This is a genomic window from Streptomyces sp. NPDC059787 (assembly GCF_042732315.1).
Classification (GTDB): domain Bacteria; phylum Actinomycetota; class Actinomycetes; order Streptomycetales; family Streptomycetaceae; genus Streptomyces; species Streptomyces atrovirens.
On the sequence record NZ_JBHWHX010000009.1, the window covers coordinates 194,355 to 207,440 of the forward strand.

At 72.7% G+C, this 13,086-nt stretch carries 13 protein-coding genes and 1 pseudogene; 8 read left to right on the forward strand and 6 right to left on the reverse strand.

All coding sequences use genetic code 11. The features are described from left to right. Nucleotides 1–29: 29 nt before the first annotated feature. Nucleotides 30–1,184, forward strand: coding sequence for a CapA family protein (locus tag ACFV5H_RS11415; protein WP_385194237.1), 1,155 nt, complete (start codon nt 30–32; stop codon nt 1,182–1,184). 6 nt (nt 1,185–1,190) lie between these two features. Here ACFV5H_RS11415 and ACFV5H_RS11420 read toward each other — a convergent pair whose 3' ends face one another. Beyond that, the gene (locus ACFV5H_RS11420) at nt 1,191–1,664 is read right to left on the reverse strand and encodes a MarR family winged helix-turn-helix transcriptional regulator (RefSeq protein ID WP_385049434.1); all 474 of its coding nucleotides are present in this window, start codon (nt 1,662–1,664) and stop codon (nt 1,191–1,193) included. A gap of 57 nt (nt 1,665–1,721) precedes the next feature. Here ACFV5H_RS11420 and ACFV5H_RS11425 point away from each other — a divergent pair, with 57 nt between their 5' ends. Further along, nucleotides 1,722–2,546 (forward strand): alpha/beta fold hydrolase, encoded by an 825-nt coding sequence (locus tag ACFV5H_RS11425; protein ID WP_385049432.1) that lies wholly within the window; start codon nt 1,722–1,724, stop codon nt 2,544–2,546. Between the two features lie 33 nt (nt 2,547–2,579). Here ACFV5H_RS11425 and ACFV5H_RS11430 read toward each other — a convergent pair whose 3' ends face one another. Then, nucleotides 2,580–3,032: a universal stress protein gene (locus tag ACFV5H_RS11430; RefSeq protein ID WP_385049429.1), complete on the reverse strand. Its 453-nt coding sequence runs from the start codon at nt 3,030–3,032 to the stop codon at nt 2,580–2,582. 146 nt (nt 3,033–3,178) lie between these two features. Here ACFV5H_RS11430 and ACFV5H_RS11435 point away from each other — a divergent pair, with 146 nt between their 5' ends. Continuing rightward, nucleotides 3,179–4,021 (forward strand): polysaccharide deacetylase family protein, encoded by an 843-nt coding sequence (locus tag ACFV5H_RS11435; RefSeq protein ID WP_385194239.1) that lies wholly within the window; start codon nt 3,179–3,181, stop codon nt 4,019–4,021. Nucleotides 4,022–4,052: 31 nt separating this feature from the next. Here ACFV5H_RS11435 and ACFV5H_RS11440 read toward each other — a convergent pair whose 3' ends face one another. Continuing rightward, a complete protein-coding gene (locus ACFV5H_RS11440) occupies nt 4,053–4,721 on the reverse strand; it encodes a class F sortase (protein ID WP_385049424.1) in 669 nt (222 codons plus the stop codon). A 334-nt stretch (nt 4,722–5,055) separates the two neighbouring features. Between ACFV5H_RS11440 and ACFV5H_RS11445 the strand changes: the two genes are divergently transcribed. Further along, on the forward strand, nt 5,056–5,553 hold the full coding sequence (locus ACFV5H_RS11445) for a hypothetical protein (RefSeq protein WP_385194241.1): 498 nt from the start codon (nt 5,056–5,058) through the stop codon (nt 5,551–5,553). A 101-nt stretch (nt 5,554–5,654) separates the two neighbouring features. Here ACFV5H_RS11445 and ACFV5H_RS11450 read toward each other — a convergent pair whose 3' ends face one another. Then, nucleotides 5,655–6,419, reverse strand: coding sequence for a DUF4239 domain-containing protein (locus tag ACFV5H_RS11450; protein WP_385049418.1), 765 nt, complete (start codon nt 6,417–6,419; stop codon nt 5,655–5,657). Between the two features lie 36 nt (nt 6,420–6,455). Then, complete coding sequence (locus ACFV5H_RS11455; RefSeq protein ID WP_383348586.1) at nt 6,456–6,584, reverse strand: hypothetical protein; 129 nt, start codon at nt 6,582–6,584, stop codon at nt 6,456–6,458. Nucleotides 6,585–7,236: 652 nt separating this feature from the next. On the opposite strand from ACFV5H_RS11455, the gene ACFV5H_RS11460 reads away from it, so the two are divergent. From ACFV5H_RS11460 to ACFV5H_RS11475, 4 genes and pseudogenes are all read left to right on the forward strand, one after another. Next, complete coding sequence (locus ACFV5H_RS11460) at nt 7,237–8,166, forward strand: SCO0930 family lipoprotein (protein WP_385049539.1); 930 nt, start codon at nt 7,237–7,239, stop codon at nt 8,164–8,166. A gap of 325 nt (nt 8,167–8,491) precedes the next feature. Further along, entirely contained in the window at nt 8,492–9,304 is an 813-nt protein-coding gene (locus ACFV5H_RS11465; protein WP_385049416.1) for an SAM-dependent methyltransferase, read from the forward strand. After that, a complete protein-coding gene (locus ACFV5H_RS11470) occupies nt 9,301–11,442 on the forward strand; it encodes a putative bifunctional diguanylate cyclase/phosphodiesterase (RefSeq protein ID WP_385194244.1) in 2,142 nt (713 codons plus the stop codon). The genes ACFV5H_RS11465 and ACFV5H_RS11470 overlap by 4 nt, the downstream gene beginning before the upstream one ends. Nucleotides 11,443–11,587: 145 nt before the next feature. Next, nucleotides 11,588–11,961: pseudogene (locus ACFV5H_RS11475) on the forward strand (DUF4440 domain-containing protein). A gap of 125 nt (nt 11,962–12,086) precedes the next feature. Here the strand turns inward: ACFV5H_RS11475 and ACFV5H_RS11480 are convergent. Continuing rightward, nucleotides 12,087–12,971, reverse strand: a complete 885-nt coding sequence (locus ACFV5H_RS11480) for a LysR family transcriptional regulator (protein ID WP_385049408.1) — start codon at nt 12,969–12,971, stop codon at nt 12,087–12,089. Nucleotides 12,972–13,086 lie beyond the last annotated feature (115 nt).

The following is a 13,086-nucleotide window of genomic DNA, read 5'->3' on the forward strand; positions in this document are numbered from 1 at the left end:
CATAAATACGACTACAGCGGGGTGGAGTGATGATCACACGCAGTCGGCAGGTGGCCCTGGTCCTGACCGTCGTCCTGGCCGCGGGCGCCGCCTGCCAGGCCCGCGACCACCGACCACCGGAACCGGGGCGTCCGGCCCCTTCCGTCACGGGGCCCCGCGGCTTCACCCTGGTCGCCTCGGGGGACGTGCTGCCCCACGACTCGATCATCGAACGCGCCCGCTTCGACGCGGGCGGCACCGGGTACGACTTCCGGCCGATGCTCTCCGGCATCCGCTCCGTCGTCGGCTCCGCCGATGTGGCGCTGTGCCACATGGAGACCGTGTACGGCGCAGGCGGCGACTACACCGGCTACCCCCTCTTCAAGTCCCCGCCCGAGGTGGCCCGCGGTCTCGCCGCCACCGGCTACGACGGCTGCTCCACCGCCTCCAACCACTCCCTGGACGACGGCGCCGAGGGCATCCGCCGCACCCTGGACGCCCTCGACCGGGCCGGTGTGCGACACGCCGGCTCGGCGCGCACCGAGCGGGAGGCCGGCACGGCGACCGTGCTGCGCGCGGGCCCGGCGCGGGTCGCCCACCTCGCCTACACCTACGACACCAACGGCTTCCCGCTGCCGCCGGACGAGCCCTGGGCCGTCGGTCTGATCGACGAGGCGCGGATCGTCGCCGACGCGCGGGCCGCCCGGAAGGCCGGAGCCGACGTCGTCGTGGTCTCCCTGCACTGGGGCACCGAATGGCAGGAGGCCCCCGACGAGCGGCAGACCGCCCTCGCCCGCTCGCTCACCGCCTCGGCCACCGGGGGCCGTCCCGACATCGACCTGATCCTCGGCACCCACGCCCATGTCCCGCAGGCCTACGAGAAGGTCAACGGCACCTGGGTGATCTACGGCATGGGCGACCAGATCGCCGGCGAGATGACCGACCACGAGGGCGTCCACGATCCGCGCGGCAACCAGTCCACCCTGGGCCGCTTCACCTTCGCCCCGCCGGGGCGCCCCGGCGGGCGCTGGGAGGTGACCCGGGCCGAGTTCGTCCCGCAGCTCTTCGACGTGGACGCAGGCCGGGTCGTCAACCTCAACCGGGCGCTCGCCCGGGGCGCCGAGGTGCGGTCCGTGCGCGACCGGATCCGGAACGTGGTGCTCAGCCGGGGCGCCGCGCAGGACGGGCTCGTGATGGGGGAGTGAGGACCGTCAGCCGAGGTCGACGTGGTCGAGTGCCGTCAGCAGTTCGCCCAGCACCCGCAGACAGGCCGTCACCTCGGCGTCCGTGAGGCCACCGCCGACCTCCCGCAGGAGCAGGTGCTCGCGCTCCAGGACGGCGGAGATCACCGCGGAGCCCCGCCCGGTCGGACGGATGAGCGACGACCGCCGGTGGGCGGGGTTCGGGACGGCCTCCACCAGGTCCTGCGCCGCGGCGTCGTTCACCATGCGCTGCACGAACTGCCGGCTGATCGCCTGTGCCCTGCCCATCTGCGGCACGGTCATCGGCCCGTTGCGGTGCAGCAGGGTCAGCACGGCACGTACGCCCACGGACAGGTCGTCGGTGGTCAGTCCCTGCTCCACGCTGCGCTGGGCGCGCCGGTAGAGGGGGCCGACCAGGTCGTACACCTCGGTGAGGCGACGGCCGAGCTCGTCCGGGGGGAGGGGGGCGTCGATGTCCTTCATCCCGCCATCATGACACCTAGGTTGCCAAAGTCCTGTCGACATGACACCTTGGTTGTCATGAATGGTGCTTCGGATCTGCGCTTCTTCCCCTCCGCCGACGGCGACCTCGCCTACCTCGACACCGGCTCCGGCGACCCGGTGGTCCTGCTGCACTCCGGCTTCGCCGACCACCGGGTCTTCGACGCCCAGATCCCGGCCCTGGCCGCCGGTCACCGGGTGATCGCACCGGACGTCCGCGGCCACGGCGCCTCGGCCAACGCCACCGCGCCGTTCCGCTGGGCCGACGACCTCGCCGCGCTGCTGCGCCACCTGGACACCGGTCCGGCGGTGCTCGTCGGTGTGTCGATGGGCGGCGCCATCGCCACCGACACGGTGCTGGAGTACCCGGAGCTGGTGCGCGCCGTGGTGGCCTGCGGTGCGGCCACCAGCGACTTCCAGTACACCGACCCCTGGGTCCGCCAGGTGCTGGCCGAGCAGGCCGCGGCCCTGGGCGCGGGCGACGTGGAGGGCTGGCTCACCGCGTTCCTGCGCTACGTGCCCGGCGAGCACCGCACCGCCGCCGACATCGACCCGGACATCCTGAGCCGGCTGCGCGGGATGGCCCTGGGCACCCTCGCCAAGCACACCCCGGACGAGAAGGACCACCACGTGCCCATGACCGGCACCTGGGCCCGCGTCCCGGAGATCGACGTCCCGGTCCTCACCGTCAACGGAGCCCTCGACGCCCCCGACCTGATCGCCGAGGCGGAACGGTTCGCCCGTACCGTCCGCGACGGCCGCTCCGTGATCGTCGACGGCACCGCGCACTACCCGAACCTGGAGCGGCCCGAGGAGCTGAACAAGATCCTGCTGGACTTCCTCGGCTCCCTCCGCTCCCGCTGACGGCGAACCGCACCCGGGCCCGCCCGCACGGGACTACGGCACCACCGTCACCGGCCACCGTCCGGCCTTCACCAGCCGCACCGCGACCGACCCGACGAACCGGTGGCCGGCCTGCTCGGAGGCGCCCACGACCACCGCGTCCGCCTTCAGGTCGTCGGCCGCCCTCACCAGTCCGCTGTAGGGGTCGCCGCGGAAGGTGTGGAACTCCCAGCGGATCTCGAAGATGCCCCTGATCCGCTCCATCGCCTCCCGGACCTGCGCCACCAGGTCCTCGGCCACCTCCTCGGTCGTGTCGGCCACCGGCGCGCCGAGCGCCGCTCCCGCGGCCAGCACCGGCTGCACGTACACGAGGGCGAGCAGCGCCCCCTGACGGCGTGCCAGACCGGAGGCGTACGCCGCCGCGCGCAGCGAGGAGTCGGAGCCGTCCACGCCGGCCACGATCACCTTCGGGCCGTCCGTGCCCCGTTCGAACCGCTGTTCCGTCACGACGGCGAGGCTATCGGAGTCCGGTTCACCGGCCCTCACGCGCCCTCCGGGGTCCGTCACCCCGCACTGCGCCGATCGGGTGGAATCGTGCCGCCGCACCGGTGTCGCTGAGGTGCGTCGGCCCCCCGCGGGGCGACTGATGAGTCATGCAGAAGGATCACTTGCTCACCCGGCGCCGGGTGCTGCTCGCCGGCGCCGTCTCCCTGGGCGCCGCCGGTGTGGCCGCGGCGTTCGTGCCGGGCGCCGGGAACCATGCCGCCCCCACGCCGCCACCGCCGGCCGCCGGCGCCCGGGCGGCCCGCCGCCCGCTCAGGCCCTCCGAATACCGCCTGCGGCCCCTGACCGGCTACGGACCCCCGCACACCCCGCGCGGCAGGACGCCCGTACGGCGCGAACCGCTGCTGAGCGTGCCCGGACACGGCCGCACCATGGTGCTGAGCTTCGACGACGGCCCCGACCCCCGCTACACCCCGCACATCCTCGACACCCTGGCCCGGTACGAGGTGCGGGCGATGTTCTTCGTGTGCGGGGGGATGGCGGCCTACAACCGGGACCTGCTGGCCCGGATGGCCGACGAGGGACACGTGGTCGGCAACCACACCTGGTCCCACCCCCTGCTCACCCGGCTGCGGCGCGCCCGGATCCGCTCGGAGATGGAGCGCACCAGCGACATCGTCGAGCAGGCCTGCGGCGAACGCCCCGAGTGGTTCCGCGCACCCTACGGCGCCTGGAACCGCGCCGCCTTCCAGCTCGGCGCCGAGCTGGGCATGGAACCGCTGGCCTGGACGGTCGACACCCTCGACTGGACCGAGCCCGGCACCCGCACCATCGTCGAGCGGGTGGAGGAGGGCGCCGCCCCCGGCGCCGTGGTGCTCTCGCACGACGCCGGGGGCGACCGCTCGCAGAGCGTCCGGGCCCTGCGCGCCTACCTGCCCGAACTGCTGGACTCCGGCTACCACGTCACCGTGCCCCGCCGGCAGTACGTCTGAGCGGGCCCCGCCCGCCCGGACGCGGGACCGCTCAGCGGACCTCGGCCAGGCGGGCGAAGACGACCACGTTCCCGTCGTAGCCGTTCTGCTTGGAGAAACCGCCGCCACAGGTGATGACCCGCAGCTCCGCCGCCCCCTTGGAGGCGTAGACCCGGTCGCCGGGGAAGTCGTTCTTCGCGAAGACCTCGATGCCGTAGACCTCGAACACGGCGGTCTTCCCGTCCTGGCGGGTGATCTCGACGCGGTTCCCCTTCTTCAGCGCCCCGAGCCCGTAGAACACGGCCGGTCCCTGAGCGTTGTCGACATGGCCGACGACGACCGCCGTGCCCTTCTCGCCCGGTGAGACGGCGCCGGTGAACCAGCCCGCCAGATTGGGGTCCTGGGGCGGCGGCGCGTCCACCCAGCCCTCCGCGTCCAGCCCCACCGGAATGACAGGCGCGTCCACCTGGATCCCCGGGATCACGACCCGGTCCGGGACCGCGTACGGCAGCGGCCGCACCGACGCGGCCGTGACGGTGCCGGGCACCCGGCCGTCGGCGGCGGCCGCGCCGGCCGGCTGCGGCGGGCCCACGTCGAATTCCCCCGAACCGTTCCGGATGAGCGCGAGGCCGGTGAGCAGAACCAGCGCTATCACGCCCCACGGGGCGCGCTTTCTCCGCCGTGCCTCCCATTCGGCTTCGTCCGGCTCGAAAGCAGACATTCGCCTTCCCCTCTCGACACGGCCGTCGCCGTACCACTCGCGCATGATGAAAACGCTAAATGCCGTGCGCGCAACCGGCGACGGGGCGGCGGCGAACGGGTGGTCCCGGCACGACCGGGTGCGCCATCCGAGGCGGTACCGGACGAAGATTTTCTGACGGTCCGTGACCTGCGGTGATATCCCCTCTCGCGGTTCTCCGCGCGGGGTTCGCCTCACCGGTACGGACCATTCCCGAAATGCGGGCGTGCGCAGGGCAACTGAGGGTCTTTCCGGGAGGCGCTTTCTCGCCGATCGACCGGGAACGGGACCCGGGGCGTCTTCCGCGGAGGATCACATGCGCAATTCACGTGCCCTGGCGGCCGCCGGCGTCGCGGTCGCCGTCCTCGGGCTCGCCGCCCCGGCGGCGGTCGCGGACTCCGGCCGGGTTCCCAACCCGTCCAACATCGTCGTCCTGCCCAGCGTCATTCCCCGCGGCGGCCAGCTGACCATCACGGTCGACGGCTGCCCCAACGGCGGCACGGCGACCTCCAACGCCTTCCCCCGGACGAACCTGACGCCCATCGGCGGTGCCAACGACACCTCGAAGGGCACCGCCACCGTCGACGCCGACGCCCGTCCCGGTTCCTACGACGTCACGGTCCACTGCTCCGGCCGGAGCCTGACCCGGCCGGCCGCCTTCACCGTCATCGGCGGTGTCCGCGGCGGTATCGGCGGCAGCAGCGCCAGCGGGGCGACCCCGACCGACGTGGCCATCGGCGGGGCCCTGGTGGCCGCCGCGGTCGCCGGCAGCGGTGTCTTCTGGATGCGCCGCCGCGCCGAGAAGCGGATCTGAACCGCTGTCCCCTCAGGGCCGCCGTTTCGCACGAGTTCGTACGCCGCTCGCCCCGGATCCCGCGGGACCCGGGGCGGCGCTCTGCTCACCCGCGGGCGGTCTCAGCCCTCGATGTGCGGGAAGAGCCGCAGGAACGGGTCCGCCGACGCGGCGAGGCCCCGGCCGAAGGGCGCGTCGAAGTCCCAGATGAGGAAGAGCAGGAAGGCGATCAGCGCCGAGAACAGCCCGGCGAGGACCATCTCCCGGGTGGTGCGCCGGATCTGCAGCGCGAAGATCATCCCGATGGTGATGGCGGCCCCGGTGAGCAGCCCGAACCACACCACGCCCGGCATGGTCTCCCCGGTCGACTCGGCCCGTGCGCTGCGCGCCTGGTCGGCGGCGGCCACCTGGTCCACGAGGGGCTGATAGGCCTGCGCCTCGAAGTCCGTCCGCGGCTCGTAGTCGGTGACGTCCCGGCGGACCCGGTCGAGGAGTTCGGTGCCGCGTCCGGTGACCTGTCCGTCGTCGGCCATGGCCTGCCACTCGGTGGTGACGACGTGTCCGACATAGGCGTTGACATCGTCCCGGATACGGTCACGCACCTCGGCGGGGTAGACCCGTACCCGTTCCGAGATCTCGTGCAGGGCCACCGCCTCCGCCCGTACGTGCTCCTGGGCGGCGCCGCGTCCCTCCCAGACGCCGGCGATGGCGAGACCCAGGACGATGGCGTACACCACGCCGATCCACATCGTCATGTACTCGATGACGTCCGGGGTCTCGCTGGGGTCCTCGTCGTCGGCCGCCCTGCGGTGCCGTACGAGGGTGATGACCACCACGACGACACAGGCGGCGAGCATCGCGAGGGTGAGAACAAGCCATTCCGGCAAGAGGTGCCTCCAGAAGGGGTCGGGTCGGTCCGGGCCTCAGCGCGGACGCAGCGCGGCGATCGCGACCACCGCGGGGACCGTGATGAGCAGGACGAAGGTGAGCGGTGACGTGGCACCGCCGGAGGGCCGCCGGACCGGGGCCGCGCGGTACCGCGGGTAGTGCACGGGCGTCACGGACGGACGCGGCTCCGGGGTGGCCGACGGTGTCGGGGCCGGTGACGGCGGTGGCGGCGGCGGGCGGCGCGGGCGCGGCGGCGGGGTGGGAGCCGGCGTCGGACGGGTTGCGGGTGGTGCCGGACGGGCGGCCGGCGGGGGCGGTGGCTCGGGTTCCGGGGTCGGGCGGGGCTTCGGCGGCGGGGTGGCCGGCGTGGGCTCGGGCGGGGGCGGCGGCTTCGGAGAGGGCGTGGGTGTGGGTGTGGGCGTGGGGGACGGTGGCGGTGGTGAGCAGAACGGGGGGTCCGTCCAGGTGACGTGTCCCGCGACCGCCACCGCCTCCGTGCCGCCCGGCCCCGTCGAGGCGTACGCGCAGGCGTCGGCCGCGGCCGTGCCGGGTGCGCCGACGAGCGCCCAGATCAGCGTCGTCACGGCCAACGCGCGTGCGGTGGCGCGGGATTGGGTCGGTACGAGTGCTTGCACGACGAAGATCATGAATCGTGAACCGCAGGGCCGCGCCCGGGATCCCGGTGATTGCCCCGAAGGAGTTAACAAAAGAAATCCGGGCCACCGTTGAACACGACCCGTGCCTTCATGCGTACCCATCGTCGAGCGGCGGCACAGCAGGGCGCTGCACGACCCTTGCGATGATGTGGAGTTGACGATGAAGACCTCCTGGCGGACCGCCTCACTGGTGGCGAGCGCCGCGGCGGTGCTGGCCCTGACCACGGCGTGCGGTCAGGACAGCCCGCCGCCCGCCGTCAGCCAGAACGTGGGCGCCACGACCGGGGCCGGGGACGTCGGCGCCATCGGCGCGGGCCAGGCGGGCGGCGGCGCCCAGGCGTCGGCGAGCCCCTCCGACACGGCGGGCGAGCTGAACGTCTCCACCAACGCCGAACTGGGCAAGGTGGTGACCGACAGCCTCGGTCTGACCCTGTACCGCTTCGACCAGGACACCGCCGAGCCGCCCGCCTCCAACTGCGAGGACGACTGCGCCAAGACCTGGCCGCCGGTGCCCGCCGACGACGCCACGGCCGGCGAGGGCATCGACAAGGCGCTGCTCGGGTCGGTCGACCGGGCCGACGGCACCAAGCAGCTCACCGTCGCCGGCTGGCCGGCCTACCGCTACGTCAAGGACGTCAACGCCGGCGACGTCAAGGGCCAGGGTGTGGGCGGCAAGTGGTACGCGCTGAACCCCCAGGGCAAGAAGGCCCAGGCGGCCGACCGGCCCGGACTGTCCACCCGCGAGGACGCGAAGCTGGGTGAGATCGTCGTCGACGGGAACGGCATGACCGTCTACCGCTTCATGAAGGACGAGGCCTGGCCGAAACCCGTGTCGGCCTGCACCGGCGCCTGCCTGGAGAAGTGGCCGGTGGTCTCGCCGGTCGACTTCGAGGACACCAAGGGCATCCAGAAGAAGGGCTACATGACCTTCACCCGCCCGGACGGCGCCGACCAGCAGACGATCAACTGCTGGCCCATCTACACCTTCGCCGGTGACAAGGCTCCCGGCGACACCAACGGTCAGGGCGTCGGCGGTACCTGGTACGCCGTACGGCCCGACGGAAAGCCGGTCGGCGCGTCGGAGAAGTAGCAACCTCCCCCAAGGGTGTCGTCCGCTCCGGACGTCGCCGGCCCCGTGTCCGCCCCTCCGCAGCGTGCGGAGGGGCGGACCGTTTTGCCGTGATTCACCGGCACCCGTGGAATGATCGGCACCCTTCTCCGCGTACTTCTCGACGTGCCGGAACTCTCCGGAATGCCGCGGACACATGTCGTCACGCTTTCGCGGGCGCCGAACAGGCACGTGCCACTGGCAGTGACCGGGAACGGATGGTCAATTTCCGTTTGGGGTCGCTCCTTTGGCGGGCGATCAGTAGCCTCTGCTCGAACACCGGATCGCCTACGCCTTGGAGAGGTACATGGAGCGTCCCGCCTGGGCCCCGCGGAGCATCGACATCTCGGTGCCCAGCGTCTCCCGGATGTACGACTACTACCTGGGCGGTTCGCACAACTTCGAGGTCGACCGGGAAGCGGCCCGCAGGGCCATGGAGTTCATGCCGGGCCTGCCCAAGATCATGCAGGCGAACCGTGCCTTCATGCGGCGGGCGGTGCGCTTCGCGGCCGGTGAGGGCATCACCCAGTTCCTGGACATCGGTTCCGGCATCCCGACGTTCGGCAACGTCCACGAGGTGGCGCGGGCGGCCGTACCGGACGCCCGCGTGATGTACGTCGACCACGACCCGGTGGCCGTGGCGCACAGCCAGGCCGTTCTGGAGGGCAACGACGGAGCGGACGTCGTCGCCGCGGACCTCCGGAAGCCGCGGGAGATCATCGACAGTCCCGAGGTGCTGCGGCTGATCGACCTGAATCGGCCGGTGGCGCTGCTTCTCGTTGCCATACTGCACTTCGTGGAAGACGCGGACGACCCGTACGCGGCGGTGGCCGAACTGCGCCGGGCCCTCGCGCCCGGCAGCATGCTCGTGCTCACCCATGCCTCGTACGAGGGAATCCCGCTGCCGGCGGAGCGGGCCGAGGGGGCGGTGGACGTGTACCAGGACATTCGCAACCCGCTGATCATGCGCACGCGCGACGAGATCGCGCGGTTCTTCGAGGGGTACGACATGGTGGAACCCGGACTGGTGCCGATGCCGCAGTGGCGGCCGGACACCGCACCGGAGGACGAGGATCCCTACGCGTTCTCCGGTTTCGCGGGCGTGGGGCGTACGGCGTGAGCGCGGAGCCGGACGGGCCGGAGGACAGACTGCGCCGGTTCGCGACGATCTGGAGCCGGGCGGTCTTCCCGGTGACCTCGACGTCGTCGACCCGCCCGGAGTTCGAGGAGCGGCTGCTGCCGCTGGCCCGGCTGCTGAGCGAGGCGCTGCGGGCCCGGTCGTTCGACGCGGACGCCGGCCGGGCGGCCGGTGCCGCGCTGGTGGAGGCGCACTGCACCGACCCGGAGGCGCTCAGCCGGACCCTGGACTGCGTGGACGCCTATCTCGTCCTGTACTGCGGCGAGGACGGCGACCGGGAGGACCTGCGGGCGCGCTCCGCGAGGCTCCAGCACGCCATGGCCGCCGGGTTCGCGCAGGCGCTGCGCGAGCGGACACTGGCCGAGCAGGAGGCCGTCGCGCGGGCCGCGCTGGAGGCCCAGGGCGTGGTGGCGCAGGCGCTGCACGCCACCGAGGCCCGGTTCCGGGCGGTGTTCGAGGGCGCGGCCATAGGGATCGGCATCGCCGACCTGGAGGGCAACGTCCTGCAGGTCAACGGTGCGCTGCGGCGTATGTTCGGCCTGTCCGAGCAGGCCCTGCGCGGCCGCAGCGTCAAGGAGTGGGTCCACCCCGACGACGCCCCGCAGACATGGCGGCTCTACGACGAGCTGGTGAGCGGCGAGCGCGAGCACTACCACCTCGAAAAGGCGTTCTACCGCCCGGACGGAACGGTCCTGTGGACCAATCTGACGGTGTCCCTGCTGCGCGACGCCGACGGCGACCCGCAGTACCAGCTCGCCCTCATGGAGGACACCACCGAGCGGCGGCTGCTCAACCTCCGGCTGCGTTACGAGGCCACCCACGACGCGCTCACCGGGCTGCCCAACCGGGCGTTCTTCTTCGAGCGGCTGGAGAAGGCGCTCGGCGCCGGCGAGGGCCAGCGGTTCGGGTTGTGCTACCTCGACCTGGACGGCTTCAAGACCGTCAACGACAGCCTCGGGCACGCGGCCGGCGACCGGCTGCTCGTCGAGGTCGCCGACCGGCTGCAGGCCTGCGCCACCGCGTCCGGCGAGATGGTGGCCCGGCTCGGCGGCGACGAGTTCGTGGCCCTGACCACCGGCTCCGACACCGAGCGCACCGTCGACGAGCTCGCGGCCCGCATCATGAACGCGCTGCTCGCCCCGATCAGTGTGGACGGCCGGGAGCTGACCGTGCGCGGCAGCATCGGCATCGTCGAGGGACCGGCCGGGGAACGCAGCGCGGCGGAGGTGCTGCGCAGCGCCGACATCACCATGTACCGGGCCAAGTCGGCGGGCGGCAACCGGTTCGAGCTCGCCGACCCGGAGGCGGACGCCCGCGCCATCACCCGGCACGGGCTCACCACGGCGCTGCCGACGGCCCTGGACCGGGGCGAGTTCTTCATCGAGTACCAGCCTCTGGTGCATCTCGGCGACGGCAGTGTGCGGGGTGCGGAGGCGCTGGTGCGCTGGCTGCACCCGCAGCACGGGGTGCTGTCCCCGGACCGGTTCATCCCGCTCGCCGAGCACACGGGGCTGATCGTTCCGCTGGGCCGCTGGGTGCTGGAGCAGTCGGTGCGCCAGGCCCGTGAGTGGCGGGACCGGCACGGGGGTGAGGCGCTCGGCCCGCTGCGCATCAACGTGAACCTGTCGCCCTGCCAGCTCACGCATCCCGGGCTGGTCCAGGACACGGTGGAGATCCTGGAGCGTACGGGGATGGAGCCGGACGCGCTGTGCCTGGAGGTGACCGAGTCGGCGCTGATCGGCGCGGACGACGACCTGCTGAAGCCGCTGCGCCGGCTGGCGGAGATGGGCGTCGACATCGCGCTGGACGACTTCGGCACCGGCTACTCCAACCTGGCCAACCTGCGCCGGCTCCCGGTGAGCGTCCTGAAGCTGGACCGTTCCTTCACCCAGAGCATGCAGCGGTTCCCGGCCGACCCCGTCGACCTGAAGATCGTCGAGGGGATCGTCTCCCTGGCCCACAGCCTCGACCTCGCGGTCACGGTGGAGGGCGTGGAGACGGGAGCGCAGGCCGAGCAGTTGCGCATCCTCGGCTGTGACACGGCGCAGGGCTGGTACTACGCCCGGCCGGGGCCGCCGGAGCGTCTTCACGAGCTGGCCCTCGTGGACGCGACGGGCTAGCCGCCCAGCGGCTCGGGGGTACGGGTCGTACGGTGGCTGCGGGCCGGCTGTGGCTGGTCGCGCCCACGCGGCGGAGCCGCACATGTGTCTGCCCCGCGCCCCTGAGGGTGTGCGGCCGGCACGGACGGAGAGGGATCAGGTGGGGATGCGCCAGGAGAGGAACCCGGTGAGCGCGGCGATCGAGGGGGAGCTGCGGCTCTTGGATCCGGCCGTACGGTCCTCCCGTGCCGAAGTCGTGCGTCTGCTGGATCCGGAGTTCACAGAGGTGGGCGCCTCGGGACGGCGCTACACGTACGCGGAGATGACCGCCGAGCTGCACGACCACCCGGGCAGCTCGGCGGACGGCCCGGTCTACGTGCCGTCGGAGATCACCGGCGTCCTCCTGGCCCCCACCTGGTCCACCTCACTTACGAGACCCACTTCGCCGGGTGCCGGGCCCTGCGCAGCTCCCTGTGGCGCAAACAGGACGAGAACACGGGCTGGCGCATGTACTACCACCAGGGCACCCCGACCTCCTGAGGGGCGCGGGGCTGTGTCACCACGCGGCTCCGCCGTGTGGGCGCGACGGGGCCGGGGGCGGAGCCCCCGAGGACGGGCGGGGAAGGGGCGGCGGGGGCGAGGAACTCCCACGCAGGCACCCCGCCTCAGCGTTCCACCAGCATCCGCTGCAACTCCCGCGCGGCCCGCGGCGGGGCCACATCACTGCGGTGGGCGAGTGCGATCGCCCGATGGAGCCCCGGACGGGCCAGCGGGGTGACGCGCAGTCCGTGGCCGGAGCGGGCGGCCACCATCCGCGGCACCACCGCCACCCCCAGCCCCGCCCGTACGAAACCCAGTACCGCGTCCATCTCGCCGCCCTCCACCGCGAATCCGGGCTCGAAGCCCTCCGCCCGGCACGCCGCCACGGTCAGCTCGCGCAGGTCGTAGCCGTGCCGGAACATCACGAGCCGCTCGCCCTCCAGGTCGGCGATGCGCACGGTGCGCCGGCCCCGTCCCGGCCGCGGGGCGTCCGGGGAGGAGACGACCACCAGGTCCTCGCGCAGCAGCTCCACCGTGGTGAGCGCGGGGGAGGGCGTCGGCAGCGGCAGGACCACCAGGGCGAGGTCCAGCGCCCCGCGGGCCAGCTCCCGCACCAGGTCGTGCGAGCCGCCCTCCTCGATCAGCAGCCGGACGCCCGGATACCGGTCGTGGAAGGCGCGCAGCACGTCCGGCAGCAGCCCGGTGCACAGGCTCGGCGTCGCCCCCAGCCGCACCCGCCCGCTGCGCAGTTGCGCCACCTCCTGCACCTCGTGCCGCGCGGTGTCCGCGTCGGCGAGGATCCGCCGGGCCAGCGGCAGCAGCGCCTCACCCGCGTCGGTCAGCGTGATGTTCCCGCGCGCCCGCCGGAACAGATCCGCCCCCAGCTCCCGCTCCAGCGCCTTGATCTGCTGCGACAGTGACGGCTGTGCGACATGGACCAGTTCCGCGGCCCGGGTGAAGTGCCGGGTCTCGGCGACGGCCACGAAGTACTGGAGCTGTTGGAACTGCATCCACCCAGCATAGGCATTCCCTATCGAAACGAGCCGGACCATGTCTTGGACCGATGGGGCCTTCCGGCCCTAGCGTCTGGTGACATGGCTCTGGCAACGCGGACGGACCGACGGC